The organism is Bradyrhizobium sp. 2S1 (genome assembly GCF_011516625.5).
GTDB lineage: Bacteria > Pseudomonadota > Alphaproteobacteria > Rhizobiales > Xanthobacteraceae > Bradyrhizobium > Bradyrhizobium septentrionale.
Genome location: NZ_CP147717.1, coordinates 699809 through 721306, shown reverse-complemented (window position 1 = coordinate 721306; position 21498 = coordinate 699809). Strand labels below are relative to the sequence as shown.

Below are 21498 nucleotides of genomic sequence, written 5' to 3'. Positions count from 1 at the left end.
GGCACCCTGCGGCAGGACGCCGCAACAAGAATCTGCGCGGCGATGTCGGGAGCCGGCCATGCGGTTCGTCCTCGGGGCACAACCCCGAGAAAAGGAGCCGTTCATGGCCAAGCCGACAATGATCTTCGTCAACCTGCCGGTCAGCAACCTCGCCCGCGCGACCGCCTTCTATGAGGCGATCGGGGCGACGAAAAATCCGCAATTCTCGGATGACACCGCCTCCGGCATGGTGATCTCCGACACCATCCACGTCATGTTGCTGACCCACGACAAGTTCCGGCAGTTCACGCCGAAGACAATCGCCGATGCCCGGACCACGAGCGAGGTGCTGATCTGCCTGTCCGCCGAGAGCCGCGACGCAGTCGACGGCTATGTCGCCAAAGCCAAGGGCGCCGGCGGTACTGCCGATCCGTCGCCGCAGCAGGATTACGGCTTCATGTACGGTCGCAGCTTCGAGGATCCCGACGGTCACATCTGGGAAGTGATGTGGATGGACGTCGAGGCCGCGATGAAGGCGCAGTCCGCCGCGGTCACCGCCTGAGCGCGCGCCGACAAGGAGCTCATCGATGTCAAAAGTGTCACCCTGCCTGTGGTTCGACGGCGAGGCCGAGGAGGCCGCGAACTTCTACGTCTCGCTGTTGCCGGACTCCCGCATTGACAAGATTCAGAACAACATCATCGACGGTCCGGCCGGAAAGGCCGGCACCGTGCTGGTGGTCGAGTTCACGCTGGCCGGTCAGCGCTTCATGGCGCTGAACGGCGGGATGCGGATGGAATACACCCATGCGATCTCGTTCTCGATCGACTGTGTCGATCAGGCCGAGGTCGATCGGCTCTGGGCCGCGTTGCTCGCTGGTGGCGGCAAGGAAGACCAGTGCGGCTGGCTGCGCGACCGCTTCGGCGTGTCCTGGCAGATCGTGCCGCGCCAGCTTCACAGCTATATCGGCGGCGCCGATGCGGCCGGCGCCGCGCGCGCGATGCAGGCGATGCTCGGGATGATCAAGCTCGACGTCGAAGGCCTGCGCCGCGCCTATGAAGGCAAGGCGGCGGCTTAACCTTCTCCCTCGCCCTGCTCTTGCGGGGAGAGGGTTGGGGTGAGGGGCCCATCCGCGATAACGGTGACAAGTGCGTTCGCGGAGGTTCCCCCTCACCCGAAATTCGAGCGACGCTCGAATTTCGACCTCTCCCCGCAAGCGGGGCGAGGTGGGCGCGCACCCTAATAATTGATCCTCAGTCCCACGCCGCCGTGAACCGTGTTGCCGACCGGCTGCGGCCCGGCGGTGCCGTTGACGAACAGGTCGGCGATCCAGCCCTTGGTGATGCGGAAGCCGACGCGGCCGCCATATTCGAACCAGCCCTGGTTGCCCATCGTTGGCACGATGGTGCCGTCGCCGGTGACGGTGGCGACGATGCCCGAATGGGTGGCGAAGGATTGCACCCAGCCGCCATTGATGTTGGTTTCGATGTTCGATCCGAACAGATGCGTCCACTGGCCGCCGATCTTCACCAGGCTGGTGCGATCGGTGCCGTCGGCGATCGTTGCATCGAACGGATTGAAGGCGACAGCGGGATCGCTGTAGCCCTTGACCCGCTGCCACAACTGCCAAACCTCGACCGAAGCCGCGAGCTCATCACGCGCCGACAGCCGGTTGATCCAGCCTGCGCGGCCGTAGACGCCGTAATTCTCGCTCGAGGTCTGGCTGGTGATGGACACCGGGCCGAGGCTCGTCGCGTAGTTGCGGGTGTAGCGTACCTTCTCGGACGGCGAGAGGATGGTGCCGACGTCGAAGAACGGCCGCGACGAGCCCCAGTCGACGAAGTCGTAGCGCAACGCGAAGGCGCCGATCGGCGCGCTGGTGACGTTGTAGCCGCCCTCGCCATATTGCGTGTAGGCGATGCCGGCGAGCAGCGACAGGTTCGGCGTGATGGTCTTGCGGCCGTGGATGCCCGCCGAGAACGAGCCGGCCGAGCCGAAGGCGCTGATGCAGTCATTGCAATTGACCTGCTCGTTGACGCCGAGCAGCACCGTGCCGAGCACGCGGTTGGTGATCATCTGGTTGAAGCGCTGGTCGGCGAGGCCGTTGATCGAACCGCCGCTCGACGGCGCGCCGGTGATCGGCGTCGGGGTTGGTGTCGGCGTTGGGGTAGGAGTTGGAGTGGGCGTAGGCGACGGCGTCGGCGTTGGTGTCGGAGTAGGCGTCGGTGTGGGGGTCGAATTGCAGTTCGGCGACGCCGCCAGCGTGCTTTCGGGAATTGAAGTACAGTTCGGCGTTGGAGTCTGCGCCTGGGCCGGCGCAGCCAGCGCCTGCAGCATTGCAAGCGACAGCGCCGTCGTCAGAGCGACCGACAGAACCAACTGATGCATGCGCCGTATCATGCTCAGCGTCCGCACAGCATGCCGGTGGGGTCGTCGTCGACCGGCGGCGTCACCGGCGTCGCATCGGCGAACTGGGTGACGGTGCAGAGCCCGGCCGCCTGGCTGCAGGTCGCGGCAAAGGTCCAGGGCGGATTGTTGGTCTTCTGGATCGTGGTGTGGCCGCCGCTCGAGGTGATGATCGCAGTGTCGCCCGGCTGGGTCAGATCGATGCACTGCCGGTTCGACGTGCACACCGTCGATGCGCCCTCCTGCAACACCACCGTGGTCTTGCCGCGTTGTGACAGGATATCGAGCACAGTGCCGCGAACGCCGATGGTCGCAAGCGGTGTCGTGATCCTGTAGGCGGCCTTGTCGGAGTGGCCGGTGACGAAGCGGAACGCGCCCGATGTCAGGCGGATTGCGACATCGCGGTAATGATGCTCGTCGTCGAACACGGTGCGGTCGAGCTTGAGCGAGGCATTCGGACCGAGCGAAAGGTTGGTGCTGTCAGCCATCACCAGCCGCGCGGCGCTTTCGAGACCGGTGCGCACCGTCTCATCGCGCAGCAGTGCGTCGCCGACATTGATCGGCGTGGTCGCGGCCGCAACACGAAGGACCTCGTTCTTCACCATGGCAGCTTCGCCGACGCGCGTCTGCGCGCGAGCGGGATGCGCCGTCAGTGCGGCGACAAGACCGAGCGCAAGAATGGAAAGAAAGCTGTGAGGCAAATTCATTGCAATACCGATCGACCAACCCTGTCATCGTATCGGATCGCCCCTGCAGCTGATATTGTATAATTGTCACAAGCTCTGCTGAGTTGAAGCGGTGCTGATGAATTCGAGGACGTTCAAGGAGCGGGTATGAGAGTGAGTTCTGATCACATTCGTCACATACGTCACACGCACCGGCGTAGCTCACACTTCGCTCACACTCGTTCCCCTCGCACCGTGCTCACGTTTTGAACATCGCATCCGAATCTCCCTCTGTTCTGCGTGGTCCCGTCGCGCGCACGGCGATTGTTGCGGCCATCATCTTCATCGTCGCCCATGTCGTGCTGCTGCTCGGGATCACGGCGCCGGACAAGCTCTATTTCGATGAGGTGCACTACGTGCCGGCGGCGCGGCAGATGCTGCTGCAGGTAGTCGAGGGTCCGATCCTCAACCCGATGCATCCGCCGCTTGCCAAGGAGATCATCGCCCTCTCGATCAAGGCATTTGGCGACGTGCCGCTCGGATGGCGCTATCCCGCGGCGCTGTTCGGCGCGCTGGCGCTGGTCGCCATCTATCTCGGCGGGCTCGGGCTGTTCGCGTCGCAGGAACGCGCCATCGCGGCGGTGCTGCTCGCCTTCTTCAACCAGATGCTGTTCGTGCAGTCGCGGATCGCGATGCTGGATATTTTTGTGCTCGCCTTCTGTCTGTTTGCGATCGCGGCCTTCATCCACGGCTTCGGGCAACAGCGGCCGCAACTCGCCTTCGCGCTGACGGGGTTAGCAGCGGGGTTGGCGTGCGCCTGCAAATGGAGCGGGCTGTTCGTGCTCGCGACCTGCATCGCGATCGTCGCGGTGATCCGCCTGATGCAGAGCTGGCGCACGCGCTTTGCCGATGCCGATGCGGAGGACTGGTACCGGCCCGATTTGTGGCCGGATTTCCGTCTCCCTCACTTCATCGTCTGTTTCGTGCTGATTCCGTTGATCGTCTATCTCGCGACCTTCGTGCCGCTCTACGGCCTCTCGTTCTCCGGCCTCATCGAGGCGCAGCGCCGCATCTTTGCCGACAACACCACGACGGCGATTGCAGGCCACACCTATATGAGCTCGTGGCCGTCCTGGCCGTTCCTGGTGCGTCCGGTCTGGTATCTGTTCGAGAAGGTCGGCGACGACGCCTTCGCGGCGATCGTGTTCCTCGGCAACCCGCTGGTGCTGTGGCCGGCCTTGATCGCGCTGATCGTGGCGCTGCGCGACTGGATCGTCAGGCGCCGCCGCGATGCGTTTCTGGTGCTTGCGTTCTACCTCGGCCCGTATCTCGCCTGGGCGCTGCTGCCGCGCACGCTTGGCTTCATCTATTACTATCTGCCGGCAGCGTGCACCGCGAGCTTCGTGCTGGTCTACGCGTTGACGCGCAAGGGGGCGCCGCGCTGGCTGTTGTGGGCTTTCGTGGCGGCCGGATGCGCCGGCTTCATCGCGATGCTGCCGGTCACGGTCGCCGCCATCGGGACGTCGATGGCGACCTTCAACCGGCTGATGCTGTTTCAGAGCTGGATCTGAAACGCTCGGGGATAAAATGATCCGCCTGCCAGGTTTGGCAGGCGGATCGAGGCTGCGGGAGGTTATTTCGACGCAGTCTTGGTATCCATATTGACGACCTGCACGCGGCGATTGGTCGGGTCCATCGGCGCGTTCGGATCCTTCGGCCGGGTCTTGCCGTAGCCGACGGTCACGAGGTCCGAGCCGTTGAGGCCGTAACGCTCGACCAGATACTTCTTGATGGTGTCGGCGCGGCGCTCCGACAAATCCTGGTTGTAGGCTTCGCCGCCGATCGCGTCGGTGTGGCCGGCGACGACGAAGGTCGAGCCCTTCATGCTTGCATCCGACAGCGCCTTGCCGAGCTCCTGCACCGCCTGGGTCGAGCCCTTGGCAATCTCCGGCGAGTTGTAGTCGAAGTGAATTTCCAGATCGATCTTCGGTTTGGTGGCGGCGATGTCGGCGATCTCCTGGCGCTCGCCGAGCGAAAGCGAACGGGTCTGCCGGTTGCGAACGGTGTTGAGGAAGCTCGCCTCCTTGGCCGAAGCGGCCGGGTCGACCTGCGTATCGGCCGAGAGGCCGCGGGTGGCCGACTTCGGCTTCAGCGCATTGAGGATCTGGGCGGCCGGAACGGTGTCGCTGCCGGCCAGTGCCACGCCCGCCGTCATCGACAGCGCAGCGCCGATTGCCAAAAGAGACAAGGAAAGAGAGCGGGTCATGGGTTTCGTCCTTAAATATGCGGCCAGCCAAATTTGGCTTGCTGTCGTTTTGATGCCGAGAACCTAGGACCGGTTCAAAGCCCGGTATGTGACATAAGTCACAGTTGGATGTGCAGGACCTGGCTTGTGCCAGCCAGGGCAGCGGAGAGGGTGAGCACCATGGCCCAAATCAATCGCGTCCTCCGCTCGATCAATGACGAGGATGCCGCGCGCTGCGTCGATATCTTCCTTCGCCCTGAAGGGACCACCGGCTTCGAAGAATACCGGCGGGACGTCGAAGACATCAGCGGCTGGTTTCCGGTTGGCGGTCATGCGTCCCGGGTGTTTCAAGAGGAGAGCGCCGCACTCGAGGCAGCGATGCGGGACGTTCCCTGGTTGCGGCGGGTCGTCGGATCGGCGTAGCCGGTCCTGCTCGCCCGCAAACACCGAAGCCTGCATGATTGTGCGCGAGCAGATTTCCGTCGCCCGGCTCTCCACAGCGGCGCGAATCTCACTACATTGCTGGCGCAATGCCCCGCGCCGAAGAACCCCTTTCGCTGAACAATGCCGCCGCCCGCCATATCTGGCTGCGCGCGCAGCGGCTCGATACCCAAGCGCCGTTCGGGCAGGGGGCTTCAGCCGTGGCGGCCGCCGTCGACCATCTCGGCTATGTGCAGATCGACACCATCAACGTGATCGAGCGCTGCCATCACCACATCCTGTTCACCCGGATTCCGGACTACCGCCGCGCCGACCTCAAGCAGGCGCAGAGCACCGACAAGAGCGTGTTCGAATACTGGACGCACGCGCTGTCCTACATTCCGTCCAAGGACATCGGCATCTTCCTGCCGGCGATGAAGGCGCACAAGCGCGAGGGCCATAAATGGTTCTCGTCGGTAACGGCGGCCGATACGCGCAAGGTGCTGCGGCTGCTGCGGGCCGGTCCGCTGACCATCCGCGACATCGAGGACGACGTGCTGACCGAGAAGGAGCATCTCTGGCAGAGCCGCAAGCCCTCCAAGCGCGCACTGCAGCTCGCCTTCTATGGCGGCGTGGTCACGATCAGCGAGCGCGCCGGCATGCTGAAGACCTATGAGCTGATGAGCAGGCACTTCGGCTGGGACAAGCCGCCGAAGCCGGCCCCGGTCTCGGCCAGAACAGCCTATCTGCTCGACCGCGCGCTGCGCTCGCAGGGCATCGTCAGCCTGGATTCGATCTGCCATCTGGACGCGCCGAGCAAGAAGGCGGTGCGCAGCCTGATCGAGGCGAGGGTGCGCCGCAAGGAATTGGTCCGGATCGCGCTCGACGGCGCCGGCAAGCAGGAGCATTGGGCGCGCCCCGAGGTGCTGGAGCAGACCGGCGAGGGGGATCCCGCCCTGGTCCACATCCTGTCGCCGTTCGATCCCCTGATCATCCAGCGCAAGCGCACCGAGCTGTTCTTCGGCTATGGCCACCGCTTCGAGGCCTATGTGCCGAAGCAGAAGCGTCTGTTCGGCTATTTCGCGCTGCCCGTGCTGGTCGGCGACGACATCGTCGCCGCCCTCGACCTCAAGACCGACCGCCAGAACAAGAAACTCCTGATGCAGAAATGGAGCTGGGTCGGCAACGGCAAGAAACAGGCGTCGCGCAAGGAGCTGAAGCGCCGCATCGAGGAGGAGCTCGACCGCTTCGAGCGGTTTCAGCTGGCCGAATAAGTCCAGCTCGATCCGTCGTCACCCGCCGCCGGCCGCCGCGTCGGTTCCCGTTTGACGCTGTGTGCTATGAGTTTTTGCCATTGCTCAATGCGGAGCGAGCCAATAATCCTCGGGCCAGCAACACCCTGGGGGAAACTGATGAGCCAGACCGCAACCATTGCGCCAAGCACCGGCGCCCGCAGCGAGATCGAGACGTCGACGATCCGCGCGATTTCCTGGCGGCTGATCCCGTTCCTGATCCTGGCCTACTTCTTCTCCTATCTCGACCGCGTCAATCTCGGCTTCGCCGCGCTCACCATGAACGCGGAGCTGAAATTCTCGCCGGTGGTGTTCTCGTTCGGGGCGGGCATCTTCTTCATCGGCTATTTCATCTTCGAGGTGCCGAGCAACCTCGCGCTGGAGAGGTTCGGTGCCAGCAAGTGGATCGCCCGCATCATGGTGAGCTGGGGCATCCTCTCGGCCCTGATGGCGGCGGTCTATGACGAGCACAGCTTCTACGCGCTGCGCTTCTTCCTCGGCGTTGCCGAGGCCGGCTTCTTCCCCGGCATCATCCTCTATCTCACCTACTGGTATCCGGCCGAATATCGCGCCCGCTTCCTCGCCGCCTTCGCGCTCGCCGTTCCGATCTCCACCGTGATCGGCGCGCCGATCTCCGGCTTGCTGCTCGGGCTGGACGGCGTCATGGGTATGCAGGGCTGGCAGTGGCTGTTCATCATCGAGGGCGTCCCCTCGATGCTGCTCGGCATCGTCACCTGGTTCTATCTCACCGACCGGCCGGAGAAGGCCGATTGGCTCTCGGCCGAACAGAAGGCCTGGCTGAAGGCGAAGCTGGACGCCGAGGTCGCGGCCAAGCAGGCGGCGAAGCATTTCAGGCTCGGCGAGGCGCTGTCTTCGCCGAGGGTGCTGGCGCTCAGCGCGATCTATTTCGGCTTCGTCGCCGCGCTCTACGGCATGCAGTTCTGGCTACCGCAGATCGTCAAGGCGTTCGGTCTGACCAATGCGCAGACCGGCTTCGTCACCGCGATCCCCTATGCATTCGGCGCCGCCGCGATGATCCTGTGGGCGCGCCATTCGGATGCGACGCGGGAGCGCGTGTTCCATGTCGGGGCGCCGCTGTTGCTGACGGCGCTGGCGCTCGGCGTCTCCAGCTACATCACCGATCCGACCATGACCATGGTGGTGCTGACCGTCGCCGCGATCGGCGTGTTCTGCACCTTCGCGGTGTTCTGGACGCTACCGACCGCCTGGCTCTCCGGCACCGCCGCCGCCGGCGCGATCGCGCTGATCAACTCGATCGGCAACCTCGCCGGTTTCGGCGGGCCCTATCTGATCGGCTGGGTCAAGGAGGCCACCGGAAGCACGTCGACCGGCCTGCTGGTGCTGTCGCTGTTGCCGCTCGCGGCGGGCCTCTTGGTTTTCCTCGGCAGCCACGAAACCAAGACCGAATTCGCCGACGCGAAGTAGCGATGACGCCAGCGTAGCCGAGCCTTCGCCGCAAACATAGCTGTCATCGCCCGGCTTGACCGGGCGATCCAGTACGGCCGCGGCCTCTCGTTTCAATTACGACTGTCTCTGGAATACTGGGATCGCCCGCTTTCGCGGGCGATGACAGTTTTTGGGCGCAGCGATCGCCGTAGCCCGGATGGAGCGAAGCGCAATCCAGGGACCCTCTCTCCATGGGCGAGGTCCCGGATTACGCTGCGCTTCATCCGGGCTTCTGTAACGGGCCTTTGTAAGTCAATCCCTTTTTGCGTGATCCACTCGCCGGGCACTTGCTTCTGTACGGGATCGGCGCGAAGGCCGTCGCCTGATGGGGTGCATTGAGGAGCCGGCCGGCCAATCTACGGAAGCGTGGTTGTGAGCCACTTCCCGGATGGCGGCCTGACCGGATCCATCGTCCCGGCGCAGGGACCTCGCTCAGGGAGAGCCTGGTGTCGTGGCCCGCCCAGAACCGATTGCTGCTCCTTGCTTAGGTTGCCGAGGCCTTGGCCATCGGGTTGAACGGTTTGGCGTCGGCGAGCATGCGATGCAGAACGACGGCGAGCTTGCGTGCGAGCGCCACCTTGGCCTTGCGCAGGCCTGCGCGCCGGGCGATCCGCATCGCCCAGCCTTTCAGCGCCGAGCAGTTCCTGACCGGCTTGGTCAGCATGACGTGAGCCGCTTGATAGAGCGCCTCGCGCACGGAGGCATCGCCGATCTTGCTGATGCGGCCGGTATAGTCGGTTTCGCCCGATTGGTACTTCTTCGGGGTGAGGCCAAAATGCGCTCCCGTCGCCTTCGAGGACCGGAAGCGCTTCGGGTCGTCGACCGCCGAGGCGTAGGTAAGCGCCACGATCGGGCCGACGGACGGTGTCGTCATCAGGAGGCGGGCTTGAGGGTGCGACCTGGCGAGCTTTTGGGTGTGCTTATCCAGGCCATTGAACTCGCGCCGCAGCACGGCGTGGGCTTCGAGCAGCGCCTGTGCCACGATCTCAAGTCCGGGATGGCCCGCTACGAGCTCCCGGATGCGTTCGGCGAACGTGCGCTCGGTGGTCGTGCCGACCTTCAGACCGAAGCCGCGGAGCACGCCGCGCAGGCTGTTCTCGATGTCGCGCAGCTTGGACTGCAGCAGCTTGCGTGCCGTCAGAACCGCCCGCGTCTCTTGCGCTTCGATCGACTTGCAGTGCACCGGCCGGAACCAGCCCAGCCGCATCAGTTGCGCGATCCCGCGGGCATCGTTGCGGTCCGACTTCACCGGCATCGCCTTGAAGGCATCGCGGACGTGCCGCGTCTCCAACAGTTCGACTGCCAGGCCCGCATCCCGCATCGCTGCGTAGAGCCATTGCGACAGCGGACCAGCCCCCAGCCCGATCCGTTCCAGCACCAACCCCAGCGACCGCAACCAGGTGATCAAGGCCTCCGGCTCACTCGCAACCCTCGCCTCGCGCAAAATCTTACCTGTCCCATCGACAAGGCAGACGCTCGAGCATTCCAAAGACACGTCGATTCCTGCATAGTGGTACATGGTCGTCCCTTAATGATGCTTGGAGCGGGCTTGCCCGACTCCGTTTATTGACACCATCAGTTTGAGGGACGACCGCCTTCCAACCAACAGGCCGCTCGCGAGCGCGCTTCCAAATCGCGCCGTAGCGAGCGGCCGGCCGGCCCGTTACCCCATCTACGCATTTTCCGAGTTCCACGCTCCAATGGCGCGTTACCTCACGAATTGGTTATCACTGACGAATATTGACATTTATCAGTGATAAATCGATACTCTTCATCAGTCGTCAGCCCGATGGAGATTCCCGATGTTCGCCCGTTCCATTTTCTCGAGCTATTACAGGCTCTTGACGGGAGCCACGTTGGCTTTTGCGGTGTTCGCGCTGACCGGCTGCAACGAAAAGGCGGCCGAAAAGGCCGATCCGGGACGCCCCGTTCTGGTGGCGACCGTCCATTACGAAGCCGAAACCCCTGAGCGCAGTTTTGTCGGCACCGTGAAGCCCCGTATCGAAGCCGATATGGGCTTTCGGGTTGCCGGCAAGGTGGCCAAGCGGCTGGTCGAGGTCGGACAGACAGTCGACGTCGATCAGCCCTTGGCCACCCTCGACGAGGTCGATCTGAAGCTGCAGGCCGAGCAGGCGGAGGCCGAGTTCCGCGCCGCCACCGGCGTGCTGGCGCAGGCCGCGGCCGCCGAGCAGCGGTCCAAGGACCTCAAGGCCAAGGGCTGGACCACCGATGCGCAGCTCGATTCCGCCAAGGCTGCCGGCGACGAGGCCCGCGCCCGGCTGAACCGCGCCGAGCGTTCGGTCGAGCTGACCAAGAATTCTCTCTCCTATGCAACGCTGGTGGCCGACACCCGGGGTGTCGTCACAGCGACCATGATCGAGCCCGGCCAGGTGGTTGCCGCGGGCCAGGCATCGATCCGTGTCGCCCGACTTGGCGAGAAGGAAGCTGTCGTCGCGATCCCAGAGACGCTTCTTGCTCGTGCCAGGTCGGGCGTTGCCACGGTGACGCTGTGGTCGGATGCGAAGAAGACCTATGCCGCCAAGCTGCGCGAGGTCGCGCCGCAGGCCGATCCCGCCACCCGCACCTATCTCGCAAAATTCTCGCTGCCGGACGCCGACGAGGCCGTCTCGCTCGGCATGACCGCAACGTTGACCCTGGCCGACAAGGCGAGCGAGCGCGTAGCGAAGCTGCCGCTGTCGGCGCTGTACAGCCAGGGCGGCGATCCCTCGCTCTACATCGTCGACGACAAGGGCGAGGTCGCGCTGAAGCCGGTCAAGGTGAAGGCCTATGAGAGCAACAACGTCGTCATCTCTGACGGCGTCGACGAGGGCGCCAAGGTCGTCGCCCTCGGTGTGCAGAAACTCGATCCGACCCAGAAGGTGCGGGTCGTGTCGTCGCTGTCGTTCTAACCCTCGCAATATCAGCGCAAACGGTTCCGGGACTTGGTCTAGAACTTGGAGAGTTCGATGAAGCGCTTCAACCTTTCGGCCTGGGCGGTCAGCCATCCGACGCTGGTCCTGTTCCTGATGCTCGTGCTCGGCGTCGCCGGCTTCTTCTCCTACGAGAAGCTCGGCCGCGCCGAGGACCCGTTCTTCACCGTCAAGGTGGTGAACGTCTCGGTGATGTGGCCGGGCGCGACCTCGCAGGAAATGCAGATGCAGGTCGCCGATCCGATCGAGAAGAAGCTGCAGGAGCTGCCGTTCTTCGAGAAGGTGCAGACCTATTCCAAGCCGGGCTTCACGGCGATGCAGGTCACCTTCCGCGACTCGACCCCGCCGAAGGACGTGCCCTATCTGTTCTATCTCTTGCGCAAGAAGCTGGTCGACGTGCAGGGCCAGCTGCCGTCGGGCATCCTCGGCCCCGTGGTCAACGACGAATTCTCCGACGTCGATTCGATCCTCTACATGATGACCGGCGACGGCGCCGATTACGCGCAGCTCAAGAAGGTCGCCGAAGGCTTCCGCCAGCGCCTGCTGAAGGTGCCCGGCGTAACCAAGGTCGACCTCTACGGCACCCAGGACGAGCGCATCTATGTCGAGTTCTCGCATGCCAAGCTTGCGACGCTCGGCATCACGCCGCAGGCGCTGTTCGACTCGCTCGCCAAGCAGAACAACGTCACGCCGGCCGGCACCGTCGAGACCTCGTCGCAGCGCGTGCCGCTGCGCGTCACCGGCGCGCTTGACGGCGTCAAGGCGGTTGCCGAGACGCCGGTCGAGAGCAACGGCCGCGTGTTCCGGCTCGGCGATATCGCGACCGTCAGCCACGGCTATGTCGATCCGCCGAGCTTCACCGTTCGCCAGGAAGGCAAGCCCGCGCTCGGCATCGGCGTCGTCACCGCCAAGGGCGCCAACATCCTCGATCTCGGCAAGGAGGTCGAGAAGGCCACCGCCGACTTCATGAAGGCGGTGCCGCAGGGCGTCGAGGTCGAGCAGATTGCGGACCAGCCCAAGGTGGTCGAGCACGCCGTCGGCGAGTTCGTGCACTCCTTCGTCGAGGCGCTCGCGATCGTGCTGTTCGTCTCGTTCGTCGCGCTCGGCTGGCGCACCGGCATTGTGGTGGCGCTGTCGGTGCCGCTGGTGCTCGGCATCGTCTTCATCGTGATGAATGCGATGTCGCTCGATTTGCACCGCATCACGCTCGGCGCGCTGATCATCGCGCTCGGCCTCTTGGTCGATGACGCCATCATCGCGGTCGAGATGATGGTGGTGAAAATGGAGCAGGGCTGGGACCGCTTCAAGGCCGCGTCCTTTGCCTGGGAATCTACCGCGTTTCCGATGCTCACGGGGACGCTGGTCACAGCCGCTGGCTTCCTCCCCATCGGCTTTGCCAATTCGGCGGTCGGCGAATATGCCGGCGGCATCTTCTGGATCGTGGCGATCTCGCTGGTCGCCTCCTGGTTCGTCGCGGTGATCTTCACGCCCTATATCGGCGTCAAGCTGCTGCCCAACATTAAGGTGCACCAGAACCACGATCCGCACGCGATCTACGAGACGCGGATGTATCGCGGCCTGCGCAGCGTGGTGCAATGGTGCGTCGATCATCGCGTCAAGGTGGTGGTCGCGACCGTCGGTGTCTTCGTCGCCTCGATCGTCGCGTTCGGCCACGTTCAGCAGCAGTTCTTCCCGCTGTCGGAACGGCCCGAGCTGTTCCTGCAGCTCCGCCTGCCCGAGGGCACCGCCTTCGGCACCACCGAGAAGGCAGTCAAGAAGGCCGAGAGCCTGCTCAAGGACGACAAGGACATCGAGACCTACACCGCCTATGTCGGCCAGGGCTCGCCGCGCTTCTGGCTCGGCCTCAACCCGCAGCTGCCGAACGAGGCGTTTGCCGAGATCGTGATCCTCGCCAAGAACGTCGACGCGCGCGAGCGCATCAAGGCGAAGCTCGAGCAGGCCGCCGCCGATGGTGCGCTGAACGAGGCGCGGGTCCGGGTCGACCGCTTCAACTTCGGTCCGCCGGTCGGCTTCCCGGTTCAGTTCCGCGTGATCGGGCCCGACGCCAACAAGGTGCGCGACATCGCCTACCAGGTGCGCGACGTGATGCGCCAGAACCCCAACGTCAAGGACGTCCAGCTCGACTGGAACGAGCAGTCGCCCTACCTGAAGCTCGCCGTCGACCAGGATCGGGCGCGGGCGCTCGGCTTGACCCCGCAAGAGGTCTCGCAGGCGCTGGCGATGCTGATCTCGGGCGCGCCGGTCACCACGATCCGCGACGGCATCGAGAAGGTCGGCGTGGTCGCCCGCGCGGTGCCGTCGGAGCGGCTCGATCTCGGCCGGGTCGGCGATCTCACCATCACGTCACGCAATGGTGTGGCGGTTCCGCTGCAGCAGATTGCGAAGATCGAATATGCGCATGAGGAGCCGATCCTGTGGCGGCGCAACCGCGACATGGCGATCACCGTGCGCTCCGACGTCGTCGACGGCGTGCAGGCGCCCGATGTGACCAACCAGATCTCGCCGAAGCTGAAGGACATCCAGGCCCATCTCGAGCCGGCCTACCGGATCGAGCCCGGCGGCGCGTTCGAGGAATCGGCCAAGGGCAATGCGTCGATCTTCATCCTCTTCCCCGTGATGGTGATGGTGATGCTGACGCTCCTGATGATCCAGCTGCAGAGCTTCTCGCGCCTGTTCCTGGTGTTTCTGACCGCGCCGCTCGGCATCGTCGGCGCCTCGCTCGGGTTGAACGTCGCCAACCAGCCGTTCGGCTTCGTGGCGCTGCTCGGCCTGATCGCGCTCGCCGGCATGATCATGCGCAACGCGGTGATCCTGGTCGATCAGATCGAGAGCGACGTGTCCTCCGGCCTGACCCGGCGCGAGGCGATCGTCGAGGCCACCGTCCGGCGTGCCCGGCCGGTGGTGCTGACCGCGCTCGCCGCGATCCTCGCCATGATCCCGCTGTCGCGCTCGGCGTTCTGGGGCCCGATGGCGATCACCATCATGGGCGGTTTGTTTGTTGCGACTTTCCTGACCTTGCTGTATCTGCCGGGCCTTTACGCCCTCTGGTTCCGCAAGACCCTCGAGGAGAGCGGCCCCGAGCAAACCGATACTGCGCCGCAGCATGCAGGAAAGGGACAACTCGCATTTCCGCTTGCTGAGGCTGCCGAATAATTGAAGATTGAGCAGGCCAACATGACGCTGATCCAGGAACATAGCGAAACCGACACCCGCGAACGGATTCTCGTGGTGGCGGAGCGTTTGTTCCGGCAGATCGGCTACCAGAAGACCACGGTGGCTGACATCGCCAAAGAGCTGCGGATGAGCCCCGCCAACGTGTATCGCTTCTTCGATTCGAAGAAGTCGATCCACGAAGGCGTGGCGCGCGGCCTGATGGGCGAGGTCGAAATCGAGGCGCAGCGCATCGCGCGCTCGGAAGGGCCGGCCGCGCCGCGCTTGCGCCAGATGATGACGACCATCAATCGCATGAACACCGAACGTTATGTCGGTGATTCCAAGCTGCATGAGATGGTCGAGGTCGCGATGCAGGAGGACTGGGACGTCTGTGTCGCCCATATGGAGTGTATCGCCGCTATTATCGGCGAGGTGATCGCGCAAGGAGCCGCGTCGGGCGAGTTCGAGGCCCCGGACCTGCAACTCGCCTCGCTGTGCGCCTGCACCGCGATGATGCGCTTCTTCCACCCCCAGATGATCGCCCAGTGTGCGACCAAGCCGGGCCCGACCATCGACCAGATGATCGATTTCGTGATCGCCGGCCTGTCGCCGCGCATCCGCGCCAATTGAGCGCCAGCACTGACGTTTTCGTCAGTTGACTTCCTTGTCATTCCGGGGCGATGCGTAAGCATCGAACCCGGAATCTCGAGATTCCGGATCTGGTGCTCACGCACCATCCCGGAACGACGAGGCCCCACCGTGACCGCAAAAGACCTGCACTTCTACGAGCCGAAGAACGGCCACGGGCTGAAGCACGACCCGTTCAACGCCATCGTGGCGCCGCGGCCGATCGGCTGAATCTCCTCGCGCGACAAGGGCGGCAACGTCAACCTCGCGCCCTACAGCTTCTTCAACGCCTTCTGCTACGTGCCGCCGATCATCGGCTTCTCCTCCACCAACTGGAAGGACAGCGTCGCCAACATCCAGGACACCGGCGAGTTCGTCTGGAATCTGGCGACCATGGATCTGGCCAAGCACATGAACGCGACTGCGGCGCATGTCGCCCGCGACGTCGACGAGTTCAAGCTCGCAGGCCTCACGCCGGTCGCCGGCAAGCTCGTCAACGTGCCGCGCGTCGCCGAAAGCCCGGTGTCGTTCGAATGCAAGGTCAGCCAGATCGTCCAGCTCCAGGGCGCCGACGGCAAGAAGGCCGAGGCCTGGCTGACGCTCGGCGAGGTCGTCGCCGTCCACATCGACAAGGCCTTCATCAAGGACGGCGTCTATCAGACCGGTCTCGCGCACCCGATCGTCCGTGCCGGCCGCCGCGGCGACTATTTCGAGATCAAGCCGGAAAACATGTTCGAGATGATCCGGCCGGATTAGCTCTCTCTTCCCCCTCGCCCCGCTCTTGCGGGGAGAGGGCAGGGGTGAGGGGCTGCTTCCGCGAGTTGTGATGGTCGTTAGACCTGTACCCCCTCACCCGAAATTCAAGCTGCGCTTGAATTTCGACCTCTCCCCGCAAGCGGGGCGAGGTAAGGGACGCCGCTCTATGGCGCATTTGCACGCTCCGCGACGACGGCCCGCACCACAACACTGTGAAATTTCAGCGTGCAGTGATGAAAATCCGTCACTCGCAACCTCCAAGCGAGCAGTCTAACCTCCCCCGCGCCAGGCCGGATCAACGGCCGGCCAACAGAGTGGGAGGATGTGATGACACATCAAGAACGGCGCGATCCGAACGTGTCACGTCGAACGCTTGTCCGGGGATTGGCGGTTGGGGCGGCCGCCGTCGCAACCGGCGTCAGTAGTGCGCTGGCCCAGAACGCCCCCGCGCCGGTCGGGCCGCCGACCACGATCACAACCCGCCGCGCGACTTCAGTCCGCGCGGTGCGCCGACCACCTATTTCTGGGACCCCGACATCATCGCGGTCGATCCGTCGTTCGACGACCTTGCCCAGCCCAACACCTCGATCAAGCGGCTCCATACCGGTCTGTTGTGGGCGGAAGGCCCGGCCTGGAGCGCGCAGGGCCGCTATCTCCTGTGGAGCGACATCCCCAACAACCGGCAGATGCGCTGGTCGGAGGATGACGGCCATGTCAGCGTCTTCCGCACGCCGTCGAACTACTCGAACGGCAATTCGTTCGACTTCCAGGGCCGCCAGCTGTCCTGCGAACATCTCACCCGCCGCGTGACGCGTTACGAGAATGACGGCACCGCGACGGTGCTCGCCGATGCCTATCAAGGCAAGCGGCTGAACTCGCCGAACGACGTCGTCGCGCATCCCGACGGCAGTTACTGGTTCACCGATCCGCCCTATGGCGGCCAGCTCTATGAGGGCGAACCCGACGCTGCCGGCGGACCGGGCAATGCGGCCGGCAAGCTCAACCCGCGGACCGGCCAGCCGGCCGGCTTCGTGCCGGCCAAGCGCGAACTGCCGACCAATTGCTATCGCATCGATCCCTCCGGGCGTATCGATCTCGTGGTCAGCGAGGATCAGGTGCCGGATCCGAACGGCCTCTGCTTCTCGCCCGATTACAAGAAGCTCTATGTGGTCTCGACCGGCAAGGGACCGGGCGACACCGGCCCCGGCGGCAACGGTGACGTCTTCGTGTTCGATGTCGGTGCCGACAACAAGCTCGCCAACGGCAAGCGGTTCAGCGATTTCACGATCGACGGCGTGAAGTGCGGACCGGACGGCATCCGCTGCGACGTCAACGGCAATGTCTGGTGCTCGAGCAATGCCGGCCGCGCGGTCGGCTACAGCGGCGTGACGGTATGGTCGCCGGAAGGTAAGCTGCTTGGCCGCATCCGGCTGCCCGAGGTCTGCGGCAACATCACCTTCGGCGGCCCCAAGCGCAATCGCCTGTTCATGGCCGCAAGCCAGTCGCTCTACGCGGTCTACACCGCGACCCAGGGCGCCGGGCCTGCCTAAAGTATCCGCGTAGGAAACTGCGCTCCCTCTCCCGCTTGCGGGGGAGGGCTGGGGTGGGGGCTCTTTCCACGAGTCGCATTGTGGAGAGAGCCCCCACCCGCATCGCATCTTCGATGCGATGCGACCTCCCCCGCAAGCGGGAGAGGTGCAGGGAGTCTGCCGCGAGACCGATCGAACTTGGTTTCACCCGCCGGCGCCATCTCCCGCTACCTGATTGTCGTACCTCAGCTTTCGGAACTGAACGCGTGGCGTGCCGTTAACAGAACGGCGCCTTGGCCGCGTCAATTTCGCTTTATCTGCAAGGCGAAGTGTTCACCGGTGACCGGCACTTTCGGGTAACATGGAGCATGATCCGAAAAAGTGGAGACCGGTTTTTCGAGAAGATCATGCTCCCAACATAAATCCTATCCGCGCCGTCGATCCATGAGGACCCCACCATGAGCTTCCGCCGCGACTTCATCACCAAGCCGATCTTCTCCTGGGCGTGTGGCGTGCTGCCGACGATGTCGGACACCGAGCGCGAGGCGCTGGAAGCCGGCGACGTCTGGTGGGACGCCGATCTCTTCACCGGCAATCCCGATTGGTCGAAATTGCTGGCGTTCGCGCCGGCCAAACTGACCGACGAGGAGAACGCCTTCCTGCACGGTCCGGTCGACGAGCTCTGCAAGATGCTCGACGAGTGGAAGATCAACTGGGAATGGCGCGATCTGCCGCCCGAGGTCTGGGCCTTCATCAAGGCCAAGAAATTCTTCGGCATGATCATCCCGAAGGAATTCGGCGGGCTCGGCTTCTCGCCCTATGCGCATTCCGAAGTGGTGCGAAAGATTTCGTCGCGCTCGCTGACCGCGGCCGTCACCGTGATGGTGCCGAACTCGCTCGGGCCGGGCGAACTCCTGATGCGCTTCGGCACCAGGGAGCAGCAGGACAAATGGCTGCCGCGTCTGGCCGCCGGCCAGGACATTCCCTGCTTCGGCCTGACCAGCCCCGAGGCCGGCTCGGATGCCGCCTCGATGATCGACACCGGCATCATCTGCAAGGGCAATTTCGAGGGCCGCGAGGTGCTGGGCTTGAGGCTGAACTGGCACAAGCGCTACATCACGCTCGGCCCGGTCTCAACGCTGCTCGGCCTCGCCTTCAAGGCCTATGATCCCGATCACCTGGTCGGCAGCGAGGAGGAGCTCGGCATCACCGTCGCGCTGATCCCGACCCATCTGCCCGGCGTCTCGATCGGCCAGCGCCATCTGCCGGCGATGCAGGTGTTCCAGAACGGCCCGAACTGGGGCCGCGATGTCTTCATCCCGCTCGACTACATCATCGGCGGTCAAGAGCGGCTCGGCCAAGGCTGGAAGATGCTGATGACGGCGCTCGCCGCCGGCCGCGGCATCTCGCTGCCGTCGCTGTCGGCCGCCGGCGCCGCCTACGCCGCGCGCACCACCGGCGCCTATGCCCGGATCCGCGAGCAGTTCGGCATCTCGATCTCGAAATTCGAGGGCATCGAGGAGCCGCTGGCGCGCATCGCCGGCACCGCCTATCTGCTCGACGCCGCGCGGCGGCTGACCTGCGCCGCATTGAACGAGGGGCATCATCCCGCCGTCATCTCCGGCATCATGAAGCTGCACGCCACCGAGCGGATGCGGATCGCGATCGACGACGCCATGGACATCCATGGCGGCAAGGCCGTGATCGACGGGCCGCAAAACTATCTCGGCGGGCTCTACCGTTCGGTGCCGGTCGGCATCACGGTCGAGGGCGCCAATATCCTGACCCGCAATCTGATCGTGTTCGGGCAGGGCGCGATCCGCGCGCATCCCTATTTGTTGCAGGAGATGAACGCGCTCGGCGAGGCCGATCGCGACAAGGGCCTCACTGCGTTCGACACTGCGTTCTGGAAGCATGTCGGCCACAGCTTTGCGACCATGTTCCGCGCCTGGGGCCGCAGCTGGAGCTTCGGCCTGTTCGCACCGGCGCCTGACGCCGGCGAGGCCACCGAATTCTATCGGCAGCTGTCGCGCTATTCGTCGGCGTTCGCGCTGTGCGCCGACATGGCGCTGCTGACGCTCGGCGGCGCGCTGAAGCGCAAGGAGATGCTCTCCGCCCGCTTCGGCGATATCCTCTCCGAGCTCTATTTGCTGTCGGCCGCGCTGAAGCGGTGGCAGGACGAGGGCCGTCAGAAGGAGGATCTTCCGGCGCTGCAATGGTGCATGGCGTCGGGCTTCAAGACCATCGAGAACCGCTTTGCGGAAATCCTTGCCAATCTGCCGAACCGCTTTGTCGGCTGGATGCTGAAATTCCTGATCCAGCCGTTCGGCGCCCGCGTCACCGGTCCGTCTGATAGTGTCGTGCATCTCTGTGCCCAGCTCGTGCTGTCGCCGTCGGCGGCGCGCGACCGCCTGACGCCGGACCTCGCCTTTGTCGAGGATGACGGCGGCATCGCGCGGCTGGAGAAGGCCTTCCGCCTCGTCACCGAGGCCGACGATGCCGCCAAGCAGCTGCGCGCGGCGCGGCTGCATGACTGGAAGGAGGGCGTCAAGAAGGGCGTCATCACCGAGGCCGACGGCGAGAAGCTTGCCGCCGCCCACGAGGCCGTCGCAAAAGTCATCGAGGTCGATGATTTTGCGCCGGAGGCGCTGTCCCCGATTTACAAGAAAACCGCCGACGTGCATCAGTTCTTCCAGGAGCTGGGTGAGCAGAGGGCGGCGAGCTGATGGCGCGACAAGTCTTTATCGTCGACGGCAGCCGGACGCCGTTCCTGAAGGCGCGCTCCGGTCCCGGCCCGTTCACCCCGGTCGATCTCGCCGTGCAGTGCGGCCGGCCGCTGCTGGCGCGACAGCCGTTTGCGCCCACCGCCTTTGATCAGGTGATCCTCGGCTGCGTCAACGTGATCGCCGACGAGATGAACCCGGCGCGGGTCGCAGCACTCCGGCTTGGCATGGGCGAGAAGATGGTCGCCTTCACAGTGCAGATCAATTGCGGCTCCGGCATGCAGTCGATCGACACCGGCTACCGCTATATCCGAGAGGGCATCTCCGATCTGATCCTCGCCGGCGGCGCCGAGGCGTTGAGCCACGCACCGCTGGTCTGGCCCAATTCCGGCGTGCGCTGGTTTGCCGGCTTTGCCGGCGCCAAGGGTCTAGGTGCCAAGATCGCCGCCGCGCTGAAGGTCAAGCCGAGCTACTTCAAGCCGATCATCGGCCTCGAGCGCGGGCTGACCGACCCGATCACCGAGCTCAACATGGGGCAGACCGCCGAGAAGGTCGGGCACCTCTTCGGCATCACCCGCGCCCAGTCCGACGCCTACGCCGCCGAGAGCCACCAGCGGCTGGCCAACGCGCAAAAGGAAGGCTTCCTCAAGGGCGAGGTCGAGACCGCATTCGCCCGTGACGGCAAGTTCTACGACCATGACGACGGTGTCCGCCCGGACTCGACTGCGGAGACGCTGGCGAAGCTGAAGCCGGTGTTCGAGCGCCCCTGGGGCCAGGTCACCGCCGGCAATTCCTCGCAGATCACCGACGGCGCCTCCTGGGTGATCCTGGCGTCCGAGGCGGCGGTGGCGAAGTTTGGGCTGACGCCAAAGGCCGTCATCCTCGACAGCCAGTGGTCGGCACTCGATCCCTCGATCATGGGGCTCGGTCCGGTGCTGTCAGCGAGCGCGCTGCTCAAGCGCAACGAGCTGACGTTGCAGGACGTCGAGACCTGGGAGTTGAACGAGGCGTTTGCGACGCAGGTGCTCGGCTGCCTGGCGGCGTGGAACGACGACAAATTCTGCCGCGAGATTTTGGGACTTGACGGCGCGGCCGGCGAGATCGACCGCGCCAAGCTGAACGTCGATGGCGGCGCGATCAGCCTCGGCCATCCCGTAGGCTGCAGCGGCAACCGCATCGTGCTGCATCTGGTCAATGCGATGAAGCGGCTCGGCACCAGGCGCGGCGTCGCCACCGAATGCATCGGTGGCGGGCAGGGCGGCGCGATGTTGATAGAGACGGTGTGAT

At 64.6% G+C, this 21498-nt stretch carries 15 protein-coding genes and 2 pseudogenes; 13 read left to right on the top strand and 4 right to left on the bottom strand.

What is annotated here, in order from left to right; genetic code table 11:
* Positions 1 to 103: 103 nt before the first annotated feature.
* Positions 104 to 541 carry a VOC family protein gene (locus tag HAP54_RS03445; protein ID WP_166298762.1) on the top strand — a complete coding sequence of 146 codons (438 nt, stop codon included), beginning with the start codon at positions 104 to 106 and terminating at the stop codon, positions 539 to 541.
* Positions 542 to 566: 25 nt separating this feature from the next.
* A complete protein-coding gene (locus tag HAP54_RS03440) occupies positions 567 to 1055 on the top strand; it encodes a VOC family protein (protein WP_166298761.1) in 489 nt (162 codons plus the stop codon).
* Positions 1056 to 1216: 161 nt separating this feature from the next.
* On the opposite strand, the gene HAP54_RS03435 is transcribed toward HAP54_RS03440, so the two are convergent.
* Both HAP54_RS03435 and HAP54_RS03430 read right to left on the bottom strand, forming a co-directional pair.
* On the bottom strand, positions 1217 to 2377 hold the full coding sequence (locus HAP54_RS03435) for a hypothetical protein (protein WP_166293463.1): 1161 nt from the start codon (positions 2375 to 2377) through the stop codon (positions 1217 to 1219).
* A gap of 2 nt (positions 2378 to 2379) precedes the next feature.
* Positions 2380 to 3090, bottom strand: a complete 711-nt coding sequence (locus HAP54_RS03430; protein ID WP_166298760.1) for a FecR family protein — start codon at positions 3088 to 3090, stop codon at positions 2380 to 2382.
* A gap of 224 nt (positions 3091 to 3314) precedes the next feature.
* Here HAP54_RS03430 and HAP54_RS03425 point away from each other — a divergent pair, with 224 nt between their 5' ends.
* Complete coding sequence (locus HAP54_RS03425) at positions 3315 to 4619, top strand: phospholipid carrier-dependent glycosyltransferase (protein ID WP_166298759.1); 1305 nt, start codon at positions 3315 to 3317, stop codon at positions 4617 to 4619.
* Between the two features lie 62 nt (positions 4620 to 4681).
* On the opposite strand, the gene HAP54_RS03420 is transcribed toward HAP54_RS03425, so the two are convergent.
* A complete protein-coding gene (locus HAP54_RS03420) occupies positions 4682 to 5314 on the bottom strand; it encodes an OmpA family protein (protein ID WP_166298758.1) in 633 nt (210 codons plus the stop codon).
* Between the two features lie 159 nt (positions 5315 to 5473).
* Between HAP54_RS03420 and HAP54_RS03415 the strand changes: the two genes are divergently transcribed.
* The 3 genes from HAP54_RS03415 to HAP54_RS03405 all read left to right on the top strand — a co-directional run bounded on the left by HAP54_RS03415 (position 5474) and on the right by HAP54_RS03405 (position 8451).
* Positions 5474 to 5716: a hypothetical protein gene (locus HAP54_RS03415; protein ID WP_166307370.1), complete on the top strand. Its 243-nt coding sequence runs from the start codon at positions 5474 to 5476 to the stop codon at positions 5714 to 5716.
* A 107-nt stretch (positions 5717 to 5823) separates the two neighbouring features.
* Positions 5824 to 6987, top strand: coding sequence for a winged helix-turn-helix domain-containing protein (locus HAP54_RS03410; protein WP_166298757.1), 1164 nt, complete (start codon positions 5824 to 5826; stop codon positions 6985 to 6987).
* A gap of 138 nt (positions 6988 to 7125) precedes the next feature.
* Positions 7126 to 8451 carry an MFS transporter gene (locus HAP54_RS03405; protein WP_166298756.1) on the top strand — a complete coding sequence of 442 codons (1326 nt, stop codon included), beginning with the start codon at positions 7126 to 7128 and terminating at the stop codon, positions 8449 to 8451.
* A 505-nt stretch (positions 8452 to 8956) separates the two neighbouring features.
* Here the strand turns inward: HAP54_RS03405 and HAP54_RS03400 are convergent.
* Complete coding sequence (locus HAP54_RS03400; RefSeq protein WP_166298755.1) at positions 8957 to 9991, bottom strand: IS110 family transposase; 1035 nt, start codon at positions 9989 to 9991, stop codon at positions 8957 to 8959.
* A 283-nt stretch (positions 9992 to 10274) separates the two neighbouring features.
* Here HAP54_RS03400 and HAP54_RS03395 point away from each other — a divergent pair, with 283 nt between their 5' ends.
* From HAP54_RS03395 to HAP54_RS03365, 7 genes and pseudogenes are all read left to right on the top strand, one after another.
* Complete coding sequence (locus HAP54_RS03395; RefSeq protein ID WP_166298754.1) at positions 10275 to 11381, top strand: efflux RND transporter periplasmic adaptor subunit; 1107 nt, start codon at positions 10275 to 10277, stop codon at positions 11379 to 11381.
* Positions 11382 to 11438: 57 nt separating this feature from the next.
* On the top strand, positions 11439 to 14576 hold the full coding sequence (locus HAP54_RS03390; RefSeq protein WP_166298753.1) for an efflux RND transporter permease subunit: 3138 nt from the start codon (positions 11439 to 11441) through the stop codon (positions 14574 to 14576).
* Between the two features lie 21 nt (positions 14577 to 14597).
* On the top strand, positions 14598 to 15206 hold the full coding sequence (locus HAP54_RS03385; RefSeq protein WP_166298752.1) for a TetR/AcrR family transcriptional regulator: 609 nt from the start codon (positions 14598 to 14600) through the stop codon (positions 15204 to 15206).
* Positions 15207 to 15335: 129 nt separating this feature from the next.
* Positions 15336 to 15959: pseudogene (locus HAP54_RS03380) on the top strand (flavin reductase family protein).
* 327 nt (positions 15960 to 16286) lie between these two features.
* Positions 16287 to 17509: pseudogene (locus HAP54_RS03375) on the top strand (SMP-30/gluconolactonase/LRE family protein).
* A 437-nt stretch (positions 17510 to 17946) separates the two neighbouring features.
* A complete protein-coding gene (locus HAP54_RS03370; RefSeq protein WP_166298751.1) occupies positions 17947 to 20214 on the top strand; it encodes an acyl-CoA dehydrogenase in 2268 nt (755 codons plus the stop codon).
* On the top strand, positions 20214 to 21497 hold the full coding sequence (locus tag HAP54_RS03365; protein WP_166298750.1) for an acetyl-CoA C-acetyltransferase: 1284 nt from the start codon (positions 20214 to 20216) through the stop codon (positions 21495 to 21497). The genes HAP54_RS03370 and HAP54_RS03365 overlap by 1 nt, the downstream gene beginning before the upstream one ends.
* Position 21498: the final 1 nt, after the last annotated feature.